We start from the raw sequence: 18032 nt of genomic DNA, 5'->3' as shown, positions 1-18032 counted from the left end.
ACGACAGGAACGGCTTAGTTTAAAATGCCGTTCCCGACAATGTCTACAGTGACCTGCGGATGAAAACGGACATTGGGATATTCTTTATTCCAATCTACACTTTTCCATACTGCTGGATGATGAGCGATCAACTGTCTGCCTACGCCAAAGGCATCACATCCATTTTCCTGAAGTGTACGGATAATTTGTTCCGCATCCTGGGTCATAATTTCGGAAAGTTGACGGTTTAGACGCCGTACGTTAGCTTTATCTTGAAGATGATTTCGTGCATATTCAACAATATCGACAGGCAATTTCAAGTTAAGCTCCACATCAATTTGTCCATCGCGCTGAACTTTCACTTTAAGGCTACGTTTGATATTCTGAATGTTAGCCTGATACGTAATAAAGTTTTGCACATCACCGACAGATCCTGGATGTATCCTTTTTACAAAGCGAGCTGTATTTTTCCACTTTCCAGTCATCAGGACATATAAAACACCTTGCTCATTACTTAGGCTTCCTGTGAATTTTTGTCCGTGAAATAAGGCAATTCCACGTGCTGTAATATCTTCTCCTTCTTTGGAAAGATAGGGAAGCACAAAATCTTGACCCGGATCAAGCATTGGGGGGAGCAGTGTCTCCAGTGTCATTTCCGGGAACATACACATTTCCTCAAGGCTTCTGATTTTTTTGGTTATAAATTCGCCAATTAAGAGGTTACCTATGCCTTTTTGATCTATTATTTCTCCAGCTAATCCATCTACAATAGCTACCTTGACATGGGAAGTCGGATGGTCAGGCTCACGATACAGCACATCCAGATAGGGATATAGATCTTTTCGAGCCAAGCTTGTACCATACAGAATAACTCCGTATTTGAAAAAGCGGATATCCCCGGTTACTTTAGCCCGGATTTTGTCTGTGCTTTGCCGAACGGAATGACCGATGCCTGAGTGAATTTCATTGGTGCTTTTACCTTGATTGCTTTGAGAATCGTCTACAACTTCTAGCGTTTGCAGCAACATGCCTTCAGGAGTGAGATCATAAGCCGATGCATTTGCCATTCGGGCATCCTTCAAATTGTCCTGATCCCAGCAGCCTGTTATAAAAATGAGTAGAGTTAGCATTCCAAGCGCTCTGCTCTTTTTTTTCATGTTTCAGGTCCCTCCTTTTTTTTGAAGAGATAGGATAGGATCAGCAGCAGAAAAGGGAATACAATTAGGAAAAGATAAGCAGAATTATTGGCTATGGAACCAATAAGCTCGAAATCTTCTCTTCGTTGAGGCAAATAGGCAATACAACATGAGGCGAGCACAACAAAGGGAACCGCCTTTTTGTGACTCTTTTGCTTGAATAGATAGCTTATTCCGTAAGACGCCGCATAATAATAACCACTTATAGCACCAAAGATCGAAATGAGCCAAATCGGTAGAAAAATAAAATCGACCCGATCCATCGTTCCCAGTGGAATGGATCTGAGCAAATAAATGACTGGCTCCGGCATTAATTCAAGCTGTTGGGGGCTGAATGCGGTTGTACAGGTAAATACAGTAAAACAATACAATAGTACCACGATCGCGTTAGCTGCCAAAATTGACTTGAGCTTGCCTATACTTTTGCCCTCAACCATGGGAAAGACGACAAGAATGAACTCAAAACCAAACATCGCTAGGAGCGTTTCTTTTGAACCGACAATAATACGGGGCCATCCCGCCTCAGTCAGAGGTAGCAGATAAAGCGGGTTGGACTGCTTTATACCATAGCTAATTAACAGCATCATGGGAAAAATCAGAAATGAAATTAAAACAAGCACTCGAGCAATTGTTCTTAAATTTTCGCGAACCAGATATATGCTACTGAACAAAAACAGTGCAAGTATAGCCCAACGGGGAGTATATTGCAGCATCCAGCGATTGATGACGTCGTATGCGTTCACAAGAACGGAGGTACCCATAAGCAGATAGTAAGCAATGTAAGCCACAGTCAATGCTTTTCCAATCCAGCAACCAGTAATTTGGGTTAATATTTGATAAATCGAAGAGGAGGGAAAACGTCTTAGCAGAAGCCAGCACATCAAAATAATGAGTTGAATCAAAAGGCCGCCAATAATGACAGATATCCAACCCCCTCCTTTAGCTGAAAGGTGCATCTGATAGGGAAGTGACAAAATGTCTACGCCAATCTCAAACTTAATGATGAGAAAAAAAAGTTGACCCGATGCAATGGTACTTTCTTTATTCACGTCGTTTCCAGCTCCTAGAGTCGTTCTGCTGCTTCAATTTTTGGGCTTGGGAATCATATGGTCGCTGATGAAATGTCCAAATTGGAAAGCGGATAAAAACATCTTTCATATCACCGAGCCGGAATGGTGCAAGAGGAGCAAAGTAGGGCGTACCAAAGGTCTCCAGCTTGCAAAGGTGGATAGTAAGAAAAAGCAAACCGAAAGCAATGCCAATGTATCCAAACAAGGCTGCAGCAATCATCATCGGAAAACGAAGGATACGAACCGCTGAGCTCATTTCATGAGAAGGCACTAAAAAAGAAGAAATGGCTGTTAACGAGACGACGATGATCATCGTATACGACACAAGACCAGCCCGAACGATAGCATCTCCGATGACGAGACCACCAACGATTCCAATAGTTTGGCCAACCCGACTGGGTAGACGAACCCCGGCTTCTCGTAGCACCTCAAAGATCAATTCAAGCAGCATAGCCTCCACAATCGCTGGGAATGGAACATTTTCCAGTGATTTTTTAATGGTATGCGCCAACTCTAGTGGCAAAATAGCTGGATGAAAAGCAATCGTCGCAATGTAAATGGCAGGCAGCGTAAAAGCGATCAAAAAGCTCATCATTCGAATCGTTCTTAGAAATGAACTAATAATCCAACGGCCGTGATAATCATCTGGACTTTGGTAAAATGCAAAAAAAGAGACGGGAGCTATTAGAGCAGTAGGGCTACCTTCAGCCAAAATCGCTATCCGTCCCTCCATTAGATTGGCGGTCACACGATCCGGTCGTTCCGTGCTGAGCTGTTGAGGGAAGAGGGAAAAAGGGTTGTCCTCAATAAACTCTTGAATAAAACCGGGGGGGAGCACCATATCGGAGGAGATCGCTTTAATTCTCGTTTTCACTGCTTCCACTAGCTCAGGATTAGCCAAGTCTTGAACATAGACAATAGCGATTTTAGTCCGGGTTTTAGATCCCACATAGAAGTAGCGTACAACCAGCGACGGTGTGACAATTTGTTTGCGAATCAGATTCAGATTGATGGATAACTGCTCAATGAATCCATTGTGCGGTCCGCGAATAACCCCTTCGTTTTCTGGTTCGTCCGTACTGCGAGCATACGTCTTTTCGGAAGAAAGGATAAAAAATTCTTCCGCTCCATTTATCATAAAAATGCAATATCCCTGAATAAGCGAATCAGCAGCATTTTGAAGGTCGGTGTCTTTTTGACTGCTTAAGGTGGTGAACATTTGATGAGAGACTGCATCGATTTTCTCATATAAGGCACTCAGGATATGAGTTTGAATCATCTCCTGATCTACGAGCGAATCAATATAGAGCAGCATACCGTCTTTGCCGTCAACGGAAATTGCCTGTTTTTTTAAATCATCCGTATAAAAAAGGGCTTGCTCAATAAAGGAAACATTTCTGTTTAATTCAACGGAAGCTGCGTCATGTCCAGCCAAGAGAGCCCTCCTTTTTGGATGAGATAGGCATAATGTGTGCCATATGGATTGAATTTATCCATGTTCTGGTGACTTATCCATTCTTGAATCACCTTCACTTCGCGTAATGCAATAGTTTTATACTAGAATTTAGGTTGAAAATGGGAAATGGGTTGGTTATTTTGCAAGGAATGAAATTTAATCGTGCAAGAACTAGAGACTAGATTACAAGGGGGCTTACTCTTGCGTCGGATCAATTCCTAGATAGTGTCCCAGTTTCCGCCGGACCTCGCTGCGGGCAAAGGATGAAAGCATGAAAAATCGTCTTTGATAGCCGCGGCATATATACAAAACCTCTACGCCTTCATGATTTCGGATTTCGCTGTATATTTTAACCCCTAATGTTTTCATTCGCGCCTTTGTCTCTGCTAATTGAACAGCTACACGCTGTTGTACTCCAGTCAGGCTACGAACATACAAATCAGGCATTTTTAGAGGGGAGGTATGTATAATACGAATGTCTCGTTCCAGCACATCCAGCACAAGAGTTAGAAGTACACAGATCTTGACTAGCCCTGCGTCTTCTTCAGAAGGCAAAGGAGCTTTATTCTTGTGGTTCAGTGTCTTTTGGCTTGGCATAAAAATCTCCTTTACTCCGAGTAAGAATACAATATATAATCATTATATAGAACGTGTGTTCTGTTTATACCTCATCATAGGTATTTTTCCAAGGCTAAAGCAATCCTCAATTATTGGAAAAGTGGTAGAGAGCGATACCCATGTGCCATTGTGTAAAGAATTCTTGAGTTTATCGCCAATGACAGTCAAACAGAGTTTATGTTAAGCTAATGGATAAAAACTTACATAAAAGAGGAGATCGTTCTGACTGCGTTCAGCCTCTACTATTTAACTTAAGAAAGTGGAGAAAGAAGGTATACATATTGTCACGTTCGTTATATGCAGCTTTATTATTGTTGAGCCTCATTTGGGGCGGTTCGTTTATGTTTATCAAGGTGTTGTTGCTACATCAAGTAGGACCGTGGACTATTGTATTTCTTAGATCCAGCTTTGGACTTATTTTTATCGTCTTATTAATGCTACTTATGCGCAGGCCGTTTAAAATTAAAAGCATTCCGTGGAAATCGGTTACTCTGGTAGCTTTGGTCAACATGGTTTTGCCATGGACATTGATCGGTTTTAGCGAGACCAAAATAGCTAGCAGTATGGCTTCTGTATTGAATGCCACCACGCCAATATGGACCATGTTGGTGGGGCTTGTTTTTTTCGGGGCTATTTTTCATCGGATGCAGTGGTTAGGAATGGGGCTCGCTTTTGTAGGAATTATTATTTTATTGGGTATTAATCCTGCATCTATTATTTCTGTTGATCCTGTGGGTTTTGGGTGTATGCTGCTTGCGACTCTCTGCTACGGATTTGGAACACAGCTCTCCAAACGTTTTCTCTCCAATCTTTCCATGTATCAGGCTACCTTTGCGACACTGTTTGGTGCGGCGGTAGGGGGTGGCATTATGATGACAATTGTGGAGAGACCTAATTTGTCGATTGTTTCTGATCCAGGTGTATTGGGTTCCCTTATAGGGCTGGGAGTTTTAGGATCAGGAGTAGCATATATTTTGTTCAACTACATGATTTTGCGGGGGAGTGCGGAATTTGCTTCTTCGGTGACGTATTTTGTACCAGTAAGTGCCATCGTATGGGGCTTTTTGCTCCTGAATGAACATATCGGCTGGAACGTTCTGACCGGGCTGGTCCTTATACTTGGAGGGGTGTTTATGGCCAACCAGCGTAGAACCGCCAAATTAAGTGGATAATAATCTAAACAGAAATAAAATACGCTTTGGGCTATATTAAATGTACATTCGCCAAACCTTCGGTATAATACGTTAATTCGCACATACAATAAAGCATGCTCACACATAAAATAAAATATGGTGCAGCAAAAAAGCAAGCTGTTTAGCAGGTGACAAGGTGTGGTATAATAAATTATAGAATTATATGCACCACAGAAATGTCGGAGTTTTATTCCACAAAAGAAAGGATCAGGATACCATGTGTCCCCGAAGGATACTTCCCCAAAGGACGATTTGGAAACGATTTGATCTGTCTTATACTTAGCTTTTCCGCGGAGTAACGTCAAGTTGCGAAAGCCAACTCTGCGGAAGAGGGGATTGTACATGCGAAGGACCAAGTCCTCCAGGCACATCTTATCCGGTAGCTTCCGTAAGAGTGGGTTCATCCACATCAAACTTACGAGAAACCGAGGGAGCCTGTATGAGGAAAACTTACGAATCTATCGTGAACAATGGAGCATTGAGACAGATTGCTGTCATGTTGCTCGGAACATGCATTTTAGCTTTTACGTACTATCACATTAATGCTCAAAATCATTTGTCAGAAGGCGGATTTGCAGGCTTGGCCCTGCTGGGACATTACGCGTTTGGCATATCTCCAGCATGGAGTATGTTGCTGCTTGATATTCCCGTCATATTGCTGGCATGGGTACTGAAGGGCAGAAGATTTATGCTGCTTGCGTTAATCGGAGCCGTCGCTTTTTCACTGTTTTATGCAGGATTTGAGAAGTATTCGACTCTGGTTATAGATCTACATGGAAATCTGCTGATAGCTGCTCTACTTTGTGGGGTGCTTACAGGTTTGGGAGCCGGAATCGTATTGCGTTTCGGTGGAGCAACCGGGGGCGATGATATCTTATCTCTGCTGATCAGTGAGTGGCGCGGATGGAAAATCGGCAACGTGTTTATTGTCAGTGACATCATCGTATTAGGATTATCACTGTTGTATCTGCCTATGAAGGAAACAATGTTTACAATACTGGCTGTGTGGCTTGCCGGAAAAATAATTACATGGACGACCACGTTCCAACTGCACCGACCTGTGAAAAAGGTACTGCCAGCGGCTATTCCCGCTAAAAAGGTAGTTGCCAAAACAGTGCCGGTCGTCCACAGCCTTCGTCAATAAGGAAAGGGTGTTACGTCAGGAGAGAAATCTTCTTTCGTAACACCCTTTCGCTGTATTCAGCTTCTATCAGGAAGGTTTTAAAGTAGAATGGATGCGTCCATTCTGATCGGAAGAAGCGGAATGATGGTCGTGTACATTTTCGCTTGAATGCTGTTTTTCATGTTTTTTAGGTTTCTCATCTTGCTCGGCTGGATGATTATCGTTCCATTCCTCGGCTTGGGAAGTGGCAATCGCAATCGAGCGTCCTTCTTCATAGCCGTCACGGAGTAGAGCGTTAGCAATATCAACGGCTTTTTCTCGCACCCGAGGTTCCAGGTTTTTCATGGATGGAGGGTAATCATGTTTGTTCCAAGGCATAGTTGCACACTCCTTATAGCAGATGATGTATTATGTATTACCCGTTGTCAGCTTAAACAAACGGAAATCAAAGAAATGAATATATTGTAAAATGTATCTTGAAAAAAAGCGTATAATGGTGTGCAGAATACGAGGAAAAGGAGTGAAGCATTTGCTTGCCTGGGGTTTTGTTTTTTTGCTGACTATCATCATTCATACTACAGATAGCTTGTCCTATGCTCTCCGGCTTGGTGGTTTGCGAGCGCGTCGGATTGGATTGGCGTTAACCGTTGCGGGAATGCTGCTGTTGGTTTCACGCACCTCTAACATGGCGCAGGGGCCTTTACTCGGAGGGATGGTCGATCAGGCTAAAGCTGCAGCACAAGTGGGCGGAACGAATATTAGACTGGAACTATATATGCATGGGGTACTGCTGGCAGCAACCGTTGGAACCATGCTTGCTATATTACTGTATCCAACAGTGGTACGCATGTCAGCCAGATGGATTGTGCATTTGGAGCATACCGGATCTATTCCGGCTTTGGTGCGTCATTTAATGCTGCGAAGTCGCTGGAAACATGCAGGCTACTACATAAAACGCCCCACCTGGTCAATGCTTACTTCACTGATTAGCGGAGCGATACCCAAGCGTCTAATTATTCTGAATATAGCTGTTACTGCGATTTATACAACTGGAGTAGTATCTGCTTTATATGCATCATTCCTGTGGCCTGCTCAAGGTACAGCCATGTCAATGTCGTCAGGTCTAATCAATGGCGTCGCAACGGTATTACTGACCTTGTTAATTGATCCAAGATTGGCGGTTCTGTCGGAGAAAACGCTACGAGGGGAGCTACCCTTAACTCGGATGAACAGCATGTACGGCTGGATGATCATCTCGCGTTTGGCAGGTACTTTATTAGCTCAGCTATTGCTAGTACCGCTAGCCATTTGGCTTGGATGGGTAATGAGTTAAATTGCTAGCTTACGTAATGATGTGCGGCCATATCCCAAAAAGGCTGGCCCGTGATCATCTATTAAAGATAGATCGCGGGTCAGCCCCAATGATTCTATGGCTATTTACTTTTCAAATAATGACTTATATGCCCCGTATCCTTCACGCTCCAAATCTTCTTGAGGCACAAAGCGGAGCGCGGCAGAATTGATGCAATAACGCAAACCATCTGGACCTGGACCATCATCGAATACATGCCCTAAATGAGAGTCAGCTTCACGACTTCGCACCTCGGTACGGATCATAAAATGGCTGAGATCGGTTTTTTCTTTGACATTGTAGCTGCGCAGCGGACGGGTAAAGCTGGGCCAACCGCAACCTGCATCATATTTGTCCAATGAACTGAACAAGGGCTCTCCTGATACGATATCCACGTAAATGCCTTCACCCTCATGATCCCAAAACTCATTTTGAAAAGGGCGCTCGGTCGCGTTTTTTTGTGTTACTTCGTATTGAATAGGCGTCAGCCGATCTTTAAGATCGGATTTATCAATCTTGCCGGACCAATTTTGCTCGATAAAATCTTCACGTCCCGAACCTTTGCGGTAGCGTTTGTAATGAGCGGGGTTCTTCTTATGATAGTCCTGATGATATTCTTCTGCTTCATAAAAAGTGGCCGCAGGCAGAATCGGTGTAGCAATCGGCTTGTCGAAGCGGCCACTTTGAGCCAAAGCTTTTTTAGAAGCTTCTGCCTTGATTCGCTGCTCTTCATTATGATAGAAAATAGCCGTTTGGTAGGATGAACCTCTATCGTGAAACTGTCCACCTTCATCCGTCGGATCAATCTGCTGCCAGAAGAGCTCCAACAGTTTTTCATACGGGAATACTTGTGGGTCAAATGTAATCTGTACGGCTTCCACATGTCCCGTTGTTTCAGAACACACCTCTTCATAGGTAGGATTTTCGGTATGTCCCCCTGTGTATCCAGATCTAACCTTCAAAATACCGGGTAATTCCTCAAAAGGGGAAACCATGCACCAGAAGCAGCCACCTGCAAAAGTTGCTTTTTCTACCGTGTGTGGATTGTTGGTGCTCATATTTGTCACTCCAATCTGAGAATGTTTAATTAGTTTTTATTTAAATAGCTTACAATTAAATTATATACGAGATTTTTGCAAAATCCAACGAAACGTCAGAAACCAACCGTAGTGTAAATGGCTATGTCCTAAAAATCGCAATGAAACTTCCTACAGAGACGGTGGCAAACTCATCGCATTATGTTCTGCTGGCGCGTTGAAGCCTTTTTCGGTAGAGTATAAAGGCGCCGCCCACCAGTGCAGTATATAGCACCAAAATGAGCAAACCGGTAATTGGGTGTTCTGCAAAGGTGCCGCCAGCAGAAGCATACACCGCAATTGCGGGAAGCTTGCCAATAGCTGTACCTAGGATAAAGCTCCAGAACGGAAACCCTGCTACTCCAGCGTATACATTTACCGCTGCTTGGGGGATGACTGGAATCAGGCGAGCCAGCAGAACAGCAGCAAAAGGTTCCCTCTCCATGACTCGATTGAAGCGCTCCAATGCGGGAACCCGCTTCAAATAGGCACGTCCTTTGTCACGGAACAGGGTACGTACTGCAGTGAAAACGACCAACGCAGCCAATGTAGTGCCAAGCCAGCAGATCAGAGCACCTTGCCAGGGGCCTGCGGCATAAGCAATGGAGGCGATAATCAGCTTGTAAGGCACAAACGGAATTAGCGCGAATAAAAATGCGAGTAGTAGCAGAACTGGAAAGGAGGTCTGCTTGTCCGCCCAGGCGAGCCAATCATATCTGTAGATAAACGCGATGCAAAGCAGCGAAACATAAGCCGTGACGAGTAGCCATTTTTTCATTTACATACCTCTTTCAATATCCCTGTTCGGCTTATCGCTTATACAGAAAAAAATAGGGTTCACATTCCCAATAATGTGTGCTATACTGCCACTAACAGAATAGTTCCCAAAGGGGAGTAGCTCAACGAGTAAAGTCGTCATTACGGGATTTTTAATCCCCGGCTTTATTGGCAACGTAATGTTGTAAGCGAGACCTTTGCCAGGATTTTAGGAATCCGGGTAAATGGTCTTTTTTTGATGCCGAATTTGGGTCAAGCGCCGTTTCCGGATTCCGTGAAATGGCGCTTTTTTAGTATAAAGCGCTGAACTATGTACAGTATAACAAATAAATAAAAAAAGGTGGGAGAAACGTATGGATTTTTTGTCAATTGAGTTTTTAACCGCATTAGTATCCATCATTATCATTGATCTGGTGCTAGCTGGTGACAATGCGATCGTAATCGGTTTGGCGGCTCGCAATGTTGATAAGGCCAATCAAAAGAAGGTCATTATTTGGGGGACGGTCGGAGCGGTCATCATTCGTGTGATTGCTACAGTGCTGGTCACGTATTTATTGCAAATTTACGGATTGCGTTTGATTGGGGGACTCGCACTTATCTATATTGCCTATAAGTTGCTGGTCGAAGAGAAAAAACATGAAATTTCAGCTACGAATCAAATGTGGGCAGCGATCCGCACGATTATTATCGCGGATACGATGATGGGCCTCGACAATGTACTTGCTGTTGCGGGAGCAGCTCATGGAAACATGCTGCTTGTTATACTGGGTCTGGCAATCTCCGTTCCAATCATGGTGTGGGGAAGTACGATTATCTTGAAGCTGACTGAACGTTACCCAGTAGTTATTACGATTGGTGCTGCTGTACTGGCTTATACTGCTGCCAAAATGGTGGTGGCGGAACCGCTGATTGCGCACTGGTTTATGAACGGGGTCGTTAAATACGGCTTTGAGGTTCTGGTTGTGGTTCTGGTTGTAGCCATTGGGATGCGTGTTAAAAAAATTAAAAGTGAAAAAACAAGAAAGCAAGCGCAGCACGCCTAAGCTAACTTACACTGAAGTAAAATTAGCTGAAGCTGAACGTTCATGCCATAGAGGCTGTTCCGTTAGGTCCTCCAACTGGACCGGGAGCAGTCTCTTTTCTTTGCTTGTCAGCAGACTTCCATGTAAACTAGACAACAGATGAATGAGTGATTAGAGGTGGGAACGATATGGACAAGCAAACGAAGACAAGAGTAGCTATTGCAGGACTGGGTGGTATTGCTCGAAAAGTATACTTACCGTTACTGGCAGCACACCAAGGTGTAGATATTGTAGGTGTCATGAACCGTTCACAGGAGCCGGTGAGTTCCATTATGGAGCAATATAGGTTGCCAAGAGGAACGACAGATGTGAAGGAGCTGCTAGCATGGGAACCGGAAGCTGTATTTATACATGCTGCGACCGAAGCTCATTTTGATCTGGTTATGGCGTGTATTGAAAAAGGGATTGCCGTGTATGTCGATAAACCGTTGTCCTATGATGTTCGTCAGAATCTGGAAATGACCGCTTTTGCGGAAGCGCAGGCCGTGCTGCTGGCGGTGGGCTTTAATCGACGTTTTGCCCCGCATTATGTAGCTGCTAAAGCATGGTTAGAAGAAGCAGGTGGATTCAGTCAATGTGCGGCCATTAAACACCGTACTGGATATGACCGAAGACCGGCGGCACAGACGGTTTATGATGATTTAATTCACATGCTTGATTTGCTTTTGTGGCTGGGTGGCGATGATTATGAGCTGCTGCATAGTAGTCTGAATACGACGAGTGAAGGATATATGGAAGCTGCGTTCGGGACCGTACGTCTGGGGAATGCTACCGGAAGCTACAGTATGAGTAGACAGGCAGGAGCTGACATAGAGAAGCTGGAGCTTCACGGGGCAGGACGGTCTGTTGAAGTAACAAATATGGAACAGGCTGTTTTTATGCAAAAAAATCATTCACCACTAACGCAAGCTTTTGGAAGCTGGGATACGATTTTGGAAAGACGGGGATTCACCGGAGTCGTAAATCATTTTCTGGAGCATATTCATCGTCCAGAGGAGTGTGCTGTACGGGCTGGAAAAGTATTGGATAGCCATATGCTGGCTGACGAGCTGATCAGCCGTTTGAGTAATTAATATGGAACGTCCGAACGTGATCTTAACAGTCCAGACAGACATCAAGAATTAGGTTGAAGGAGAAATGAATGAATGGAAGAAGATAACCGTGGTAAGCAGCTAGAAGAAGCCATCATTGAAAACTATAAGCAAGAAGAAGATATGATGATCCTTGTGTTTGCGCAATGGTGTATCAATCATGGGTTGGAGCCAGAGGAACTATATAGTGAAGCATATCCGCATCAGGATAGCAACGAGCGTCTGCTACGAGTACGCAAGTTGACTGTATCGCGTGAAGAAGCGGGTGATATTCCGCTGGATACGGTATTAGGGGTACTGTCCATGTTCGGAAATGAGGACTTGGCGATGGTCGTATCTGAGGCGGCTGCGGGCCTTCCGTCTGAACGGAAATAGGGCTAGCCAGAATAGAGAATATACTGTTATCATTTATGGCATCATGGACTTAACTATATTTACTTAAGACATTGTTGATGGGGAGGGTAAGCTTACGATGGAAGGTATACCTGTGCCAAGTACCTGTAAAGGCTGTGAAAGAGATATCTCGATATCGGAAGAGCAAATTACCAGAATTCTAACCAACATGAGACCCAAAATGGAATGTGTAAATGATGAAGTGTACGAAGCCAGACTGTTGGCCTGCTCACAATGTGAAGAGTTAATGTCCGGGCATACATGTGGTATCAGCGGAAGTATTGTTCGTGTACGTGCTTTGGCGGCAGCTCAAAATTGTCCCAGTTACCATGGTTCACGCTGGATAGGAACAGCCTAAAAGATACAATGCTCAGGCTCGGCTGAACCTGGATTACGGGTTAGGATAGTCATACCTTGGTCTGCCTTAATGGCAGGCTTTTTGGTTTGATTGGACCTTTTCTTAACGATTGACAAAAAGTAGACAATAAAATATATTAAACACGTGAAATGTTTTTGTTTAATTATTAATATTTATATTAATTCTTACCAAAAGTAATGATGCGTAAAAAAAATGATCGAAAGAAAATCGGTGATATGATTGATATTTAGGCCAAAATGAAAGCGCAAACATTTGTGCGAGTGTTCCAACAATCTTAATATTTTTGGGGAGGGTTTGTTGTGAAGGGTTCTATTGTTGTTAATACCGATTGGAAACAAGGCATTATTAATAAAAACATTTATGGACAATTTGCTGAGCATCTTGGACGTTGCATTTATGAAGGCATATGGGTTGGAGAGGACTCACCGATTCCGAACACAAACGGAATTCGTAATGATGTGGTGGAAGCCCTGAAAAAGCTGAATATTCCTGTGCTGCGCTGGCCGGGAGGCTGTTTTGCCGATGAATACCATTGGAAAGATGGTATCGGGCCAAAAGAAAACCGTAAGAGAATGGTAAATACGCATTGGGGCGGTGTGGTTGAAAATAATCATTTTGGCACACATGAGTTTTTTCAATTGTGCGAACTGTTAGATGCAGAGCCTTATATTTGTGGAAATGTCGGCAGTGGTACAGTTCAGGAAATGTCGGAGTGGGTAGAGTACATGACCTTCGATGGAGAGTCCCCTATGGCTGCATGGCGTCAGGAAAACGGTCGTGAGAAACCATGGAAGCTCAAATATTTTGGAGTGGGTAACGAAAACTGGGGTTGTGGCGGTAACATGCGCCCAGAATATTATGCCGACCTGTATCGCCGATATCAGACATATGTCCGTAACTATGGCGAGAACCGCATTTATCGGATTGCAGGTGGGGCAAATGTGGATGATTATCGTTGGGCCGAAGTGTTGATGCGTGAAGCTGGGCATCTTATGGACGGTTTGAGCCTGCATAACTATACGATCCCGGGAAACTGGGAAGGGAAACGGCAAGCAGTCGGTTTTGATGAAGCGGAATGGTTCGAGACGATGAAAAAATCATTGTATATGGATGAATTGATTACTCGTCATTCAGCCATTATGGACCAATATGATCCTGACAAAAGGATCGGACTGATCGTCGATGAATGGGGAACCTGGTTCCTGACTGAACCGGGAACCAATCCGGGCTTCCTGTATCAGCAAAATACGATGCGCGATGCGCTGGTAGCTGGGCTGCACTTACACATTTTCCATAATCACCATGACCGAGTACAGATGACGAATATAGCTCAAATGGTCAATGTATTGCAAGCCATGGTTCTGACTGAAGGCCCTGCTATGCTGTTGACGCCGACATACCATGTATTTGAAATGTTTAAGGTGCATCAGGATGCGCAAGCACTGGCTGTTCATGTAAAGGTAGGCGATTATGAATATGACGGAGATTCCATCCCACAAGTTAGCGTGTCCGCCTCCAAGGCGCAGGATGACAATATTCATATTAGCTTTTGCAACGTCCATCCGGGCGAGTCGGCAAACTTGAATTTGGAGCTAAGAGGACTGGAAGAGATTAAAAAGATCAGCGGTGTTGTCCTTGCCAGCGACGATATGCAGGCACATAATACGTTTGATCAGCCAGAGCGTGTGAAAAAGGAAGCTTTCACATCCTATCAGCTGCAAGGTCAGCATTTGGATGTTACACTGCCACCAATGTCGGTAGTGATGCTGACAATTACTCCGTAAAAAAACGGTCGTGGTATGTAAGCAGTATTCACTATTATTGGTTATGAACAAAGAGAGCGTTCAGGTGAACGCTCTCTTTGTCCTACAATTGCTCACGGTGAATCACCCTGAATTCTTTGGGCGACATACCGAAGCGGGAACGAAATACACGGTGAAAATACGTGTAATTTGCAAATCCTGACGATTCGGCGGCTTGTTCCAGTGACATGGGACTGAAAATGATTCGTTCTCTCGCCATGTTAAGCCTGATGTCCAGCGTGTACTGCATAATGCTCGTATCGAATGTTTCCTTAAACAGATGTACTGCTCGGGATACGCTGATACCGACGTGTGAAGACACGTCATCCAGTTTGAAGTTAGAAGATGCGTTTTCTTCAATATAATTTTTAATCTGATACGCAAGATAGTTATGATGAGTAGCGATAGGATGATCGGATAGCATACGGTCAAACTCCAAACATAAAATGCGTATGTAATAACTTGATATTTCCGGGTAAGGATTAGAAATACGTCGTTGCTCCATCACAAGCTGACGAAATAGGCCAAGCAGGGCTTCTGTGAGCTGAACCTTAATTCTGTTGGGTCGTTTATGATGGTTCCACCACTCATCTACCCAGGAACCACCGAAAAAAATGTGATAATCTCCACTTTCCACGACCTGCTCTCCCATGGGGTTCAACTCACTATGAATATCCAGTTCATAAGGCTCGGTAGGATTGAATAGCAGTAGGTCACCCGCCTCAATCCGTGTCATTTCCCCGTTAATGCGGGCCTGGCAGCGTCCATCTGTTTGCAAACGGAATAAATAATTTTTGATCCCATCAGGCTGGTTCGAATAAAAGGGCTTTCGATGGAAGGAATAGCCTGCGGTAAGAACCTGACAAGGCTCGACGATAGACATGATGATGACTCCTTTGGGCATATGGCTGTTTCAAATATTGACCAGATTGTTCATGTTTTAATCATATTATTCATTTTAAACGAAACAGAAATAGAATACTATGTGAACTGTAAAGCTTACATGTTAGATGAGAAAGTACATGTTGGAGGCTAAGGAGTGTGACGACGTGGAACAAATGAAGGCCGGGATTATCGGATGCGGTACTATTAGCTCGGTATATCTTGAAAATCTCCAAAATAGCCCACTTATTGAAGTGGTGGCCGTCGCTGATTTACTGGATGAGAGGGCCAAGGAGAGGGCCGATGAATTCAAGAATGAAAACGTATACAAAGCGGATGAATTGCTTCGCCAGCCTGAGATTGAGCTTGTATTTAATCTGACCGTGCCTGGCAGCCATGCACGGTCAGATGTGGCGATACTAGAGGCAGGCAAGCATGTGTACAGTGAAAAGCCTTTGGCGCATTGAAATTCATAGACCATCGTGCCAATGCTGAACTGGCCTACCATGTGTTAGAAGCCATGCATGCTTTTCAGCGCTCATCATTGGAAGGCAATCACATTACGATGGAAAGCACGTTCAAACCGGATGAGGATTTGTATTATGGAACAGATATAATGGAAAATTCATCCTAATTAAAGAGGTGAAGGGGAATGGCTAAAGTAGGATTGCAATTGTACACAGTAAGGGAAGAGCTTGAACAGGATTTTGAAGGTACATTGCGCAAGGTAGCGGAGCTTGGCTATAAAGGGGTAGAATTTCATACCTTTTTCGGACGCAATGCCAAGGATGTCAGAGCGCTTTTGGATGAGCTGAATCTGGAAGTTGTCGGAACTCATATACAATATTCTCGTTTGCTGGATCATTTGGATGAAGAGATTGCATACCACAAAGAATTGGGAAATAAATACCTAATCGTTCCTTATTTAACCGAAGAACAGCGACAGTGGGATGAACTTTTTGCTAATTTGGATCGTATTGGTGAAAAAGTGAAAGAACAGGGCTTGATACTGGCTTATCATAATCATGATTTTGAATTGACAGAAAAAATCAATGATCGCCCGGTATTCGATGCTTTATATGATGCGGTTTCCGATGATTTGTTACAGGTCGAAATGGATACTTGTTGGGTATACTATGGGGGCTATGATCCAGTGGAATACATCGGACGTTATAATGGACGCCTGCCTATCATTCACTTAAAGGATATGGCACGTGACGAGCAACAAAAAGCAGTAACTGTAGAGCTTGGCAAAGGCGAAGTGCAGCTTCAGGCCATTACAGACGCCGCTATTCAGGCAGGTGTGGATTGGATCGTCGTAGAACAGGATTTCTGCTCAAACCCTCCAATCGAAAGCATTGAAACCAGCATTAAATGGCTCCAACAATACGCAGCTCAGGGAGGAAATATTCATGTCTAAAACACTCAAAATCGGGATTATTGGTTGTGGAGGGATTGCCAACGGCAAACACTTGCCGAGTCTTGCCAAGCAGAAGCGTGCAGAAATCGTTGCATTCTGTGACATTATTCAGGAGCGCGCTGAAGAGGCAGCAGAAAAGTTTGGAGTTGAAGGCTCGCAAGTTTATAGCGATTACCGTAAGCTGTTAGAAAATAAAGACATTGAAGTCGTACATGTATGTACACCCAACGACTCGCACTCGGAAATTACCGTAGCGGCGCTTGAGGCAGGTAAGCATGTGCTGTGTGAAAAACCGATGGCTAAAACTGCAGAGCAGGCACGGGAAATGCTCGATGCGGCCAACCGTACAGGTAAGAAGCTGTCTATTGCGTATCAAAACCGTTATCGTGATGATAGTTTGTATCTGAAGCAATTGGTCGAACAAGGAGAGCTTGGAGACATTTATCTGGGCAAAGCCATTGCTCTACGCCGTCGCGCGGTTCCGACTTGGGGAGTATTCTTGGATGAAGAGAAGCAGGGCGGTGGCCCCCTTATTGATATTGGTACGCATGCACTCGACCTGACACTCTGGCTGATGGATAATTACAAGCCTAAAAGCGTACTAGGTTCAACCTTCCATAAGCTAGGGGATCGTAAAGATGCAGCAAATGCCTTTGGACCTTGGAATTCTGAGGAATTTAAGGTAGAGGACTCAGCTTTTGGTTTTATTACGATGCAAAATGGAGCTACGATTGTACTAGAGTCCAGCTGGGCATTGAACGTTGTAGATTTTGGCGAAGCGAAGACGCTGTTATGCGGTACCGAAGGTGGAGCCGATATGCAGGATGGATTGCGCATTAACGGGGAAAAGAACAGCCGCTTGTTTGATACGAAAATAGATCTGGATGCAGGCGGTGTTGCCTTTTACTCTGGAGAAACGGAAAATGAAGCAGACCGCGAAGCCCGTCTGTGGATCGAATCTATTCTGGACGACAAAGAACCTCTTGTGAAGCCGGAACAGGCACTGGTTGTTACTGAAATTTTGGAAGCTATCTATGAATCGGCTCGTACGGGGAAAGCTGTCTATTTTGACTAAGCCCGTAATTATCCCGAATAGACCATCATTATAATGAAAGCAGCTTTTTTCACATATGATACAGGGAGG

Annotated in this window: 19 protein-coding genes and 1 pseudogene; 12 read left to right on the top strand and 8 right to left on the bottom strand. The window is 44.1% G+C overall.

Annotation, left to right across the window (positions count from 1 at the left end):
- Window positions 1–14: 14 nt before the first annotated feature.
- The 4 genes from ACWGXJ_RS15525 to ACWGXJ_RS15510 form a co-directional block, all read right to left on the bottom strand.
- Window positions 15–1136 (bottom strand): Ger(x)C family spore germination protein, encoded by a 1122-nt coding sequence (locus ACWGXJ_RS15525; RefSeq protein WP_452567105.1) that lies wholly within the window; start codon window positions 1134–1136, stop codon window positions 15–17.
- Window positions 1133–2224, bottom strand: coding sequence for a GerAB/ArcD/ProY family transporter (locus ACWGXJ_RS15520; protein WP_069289866.1), 1092 nt, complete (start codon window positions 2222–2224; stop codon window positions 1133–1135). Before ACWGXJ_RS15520 ends, ACWGXJ_RS15525 begins: the two co-directional genes overlap by 4 nt.
- Window positions 2217–3680, bottom strand: a complete 1464-nt coding sequence (locus ACWGXJ_RS15515) for a spore germination protein (protein WP_061829038.1) — start codon at window positions 3678–3680, stop codon at window positions 2217–2219. The genes ACWGXJ_RS15520 and ACWGXJ_RS15515 overlap by 8 nt, the downstream gene beginning before the upstream one ends.
- A gap of 216 nt (window positions 3681–3896) precedes the next feature.
- Window positions 3897–4298, bottom strand: coding sequence for a hypothetical protein (locus tag ACWGXJ_RS15510; RefSeq protein ID WP_452567104.1), 402 nt, complete (start codon window positions 4296–4298; stop codon window positions 3897–3899).
- A 302-nt stretch (window positions 4299–4600) separates the two neighbouring features.
- Between ACWGXJ_RS15510 and ACWGXJ_RS15505 the strand changes: the two genes are divergently transcribed.
- Both ACWGXJ_RS15505 and ACWGXJ_RS15500 read left to right on the top strand, forming a co-directional pair.
- A complete protein-coding gene (locus tag ACWGXJ_RS15505) occupies window positions 4601–5491 on the top strand; it encodes a DMT family transporter (protein ID WP_235309515.1) in 891 nt (296 codons plus the stop codon).
- Window positions 5492–5951: 460 nt separating this feature from the next.
- Window positions 5952–6656 (top strand): YitT family protein, encoded by a 705-nt coding sequence (locus ACWGXJ_RS15500; protein ID WP_013310869.1) that lies wholly within the window; start codon window positions 5952–5954, stop codon window positions 6654–6656.
- Between the two features lie 66 nt (window positions 6657–6722).
- On the opposite strand, the gene ACWGXJ_RS15495 is transcribed toward ACWGXJ_RS15500, so the two are convergent.
- Window positions 6723–7013, bottom strand: a complete 291-nt coding sequence (locus ACWGXJ_RS15495) for a hypothetical protein (protein ID WP_452567103.1) — start codon at window positions 7011–7013, stop codon at window positions 6723–6725.
- 151 nt (window positions 7014–7164) lie between these two features.
- Between ACWGXJ_RS15495 and ACWGXJ_RS15490 the strand changes: the two genes are divergently transcribed.
- Window positions 7165–7968, top strand: a complete 804-nt coding sequence (locus ACWGXJ_RS15490) for a lipid II flippase Amj family protein (RefSeq protein WP_452567913.1) — start codon at window positions 7165–7167, stop codon at window positions 7966–7968.
- 104 nt (window positions 7969–8072) lie between these two features.
- Here ACWGXJ_RS15490 and msrA read toward each other — a convergent pair whose 3' ends face one another.
- On the bottom strand, window positions 8073–9044 hold the full coding sequence (msrA, locus tag ACWGXJ_RS15485) for a peptide-methionine (S)-S-oxide reductase MsrA (RefSeq protein WP_452567102.1): 972 nt from the start codon (window positions 9042–9044) through the stop codon (window positions 8073–8075).
- Window positions 9045–9222: 178 nt separating this feature from the next.
- Entirely contained in the window at window positions 9223–9840 is a 618-nt protein-coding gene (locus tag ACWGXJ_RS15480; protein ID WP_452567101.1) for a TVP38/TMEM64 family protein, read from the bottom strand.
- Window positions 9841–10192: 352 nt separating this feature from the next.
- Between ACWGXJ_RS15480 and ACWGXJ_RS15475 the strand changes: the two genes are divergently transcribed.
- The 5 genes from ACWGXJ_RS15475 to ACWGXJ_RS15455 all read left to right on the top strand — a co-directional run bounded on the left by ACWGXJ_RS15475 (window position 10193) and on the right by ACWGXJ_RS15455 (window position 14568).
- Entirely contained in the window at window positions 10193–10882 is a 690-nt protein-coding gene (locus ACWGXJ_RS15475; RefSeq protein WP_025722249.1) for a TerC family protein, read from the top strand.
- 167 nt (window positions 10883–11049) lie between these two features.
- Entirely contained in the window at window positions 11050–11994 is a 945-nt protein-coding gene (locus ACWGXJ_RS15470; RefSeq protein ID WP_254325360.1) for a Gfo/Idh/MocA family protein, read from the top strand.
- A gap of 72 nt (window positions 11995–12066) precedes the next feature.
- Complete coding sequence (locus tag ACWGXJ_RS15465; RefSeq protein ID WP_235309522.1) at window positions 12067–12387, top strand: hypothetical protein; 321 nt, start codon at window positions 12067–12069, stop codon at window positions 12385–12387.
- A gap of 97 nt (window positions 12388–12484) precedes the next feature.
- A complete protein-coding gene (locus ACWGXJ_RS15460) occupies window positions 12485–12763 on the top strand; it encodes a hypothetical protein (protein WP_254349974.1) in 279 nt (92 codons plus the stop codon).
- Between the two features lie 320 nt (window positions 12764–13083).
- Window positions 13084–14568, top strand: coding sequence for an alpha-N-arabinofuranosidase (locus tag ACWGXJ_RS15455; RefSeq protein WP_452567100.1), 1485 nt, complete (start codon window positions 13084–13086; stop codon window positions 14566–14568).
- 82 nt (window positions 14569–14650) lie between these two features.
- On the opposite strand, the gene ACWGXJ_RS15450 is transcribed toward ACWGXJ_RS15455, so the two are convergent.
- Window positions 14651–15469 carry an AraC family transcriptional regulator gene (locus ACWGXJ_RS15450; protein ID WP_061829048.1) on the bottom strand — a complete coding sequence of 273 codons (819 nt, stop codon included), beginning with the start codon at window positions 15467–15469 and terminating at the stop codon, window positions 14651–14653.
- A 166-nt stretch (window positions 15470–15635) separates the two neighbouring features.
- On the opposite strand from ACWGXJ_RS15450, the pseudogene ACWGXJ_RS15445 reads away from it, so the two are divergent.
- The 4 genes and pseudogenes from ACWGXJ_RS15445 to ACWGXJ_RS15430 form a co-directional block, all read left to right on the top strand.
- Window positions 15636–15929 (top strand): annotated as a pseudogene (locus ACWGXJ_RS15445) (Gfo/Idh/MocA family protein); the annotation flags it as partial.
- Between the two features lie 2 nt (window positions 15930–15931).
- On the top strand, window positions 15932–16102 hold the full coding sequence (locus ACWGXJ_RS15440) for a hypothetical protein (protein WP_254349972.1): 171 nt from the start codon (window positions 15932–15934) through the stop codon (window positions 16100–16102).
- A gap of 18 nt (window positions 16103–16120) precedes the next feature.
- Window positions 16121–16888, top strand: a complete 768-nt coding sequence (locus ACWGXJ_RS15435; protein WP_235309528.1) for a sugar phosphate isomerase/epimerase family protein — start codon at window positions 16121–16123, stop codon at window positions 16886–16888.
- On the top strand, window positions 16881–17963 hold the full coding sequence (locus ACWGXJ_RS15430) for a Gfo/Idh/MocA family protein (protein ID WP_322171438.1): 1083 nt from the start codon (window positions 16881–16883) through the stop codon (window positions 17961–17963). The genes ACWGXJ_RS15435 and ACWGXJ_RS15430 overlap by 8 nt, the downstream gene beginning before the upstream one ends.
- The last annotated feature ends 69 nt before the right edge of the window (window positions 17964–18032 follow it).

The organism is Paenibacillus sp. S33 (assembly GCF_053615415.1).
Note: the sequence above shows the minus strand (reverse complement) of the source record. Positions and strands in the feature narration are given on the sequence as shown.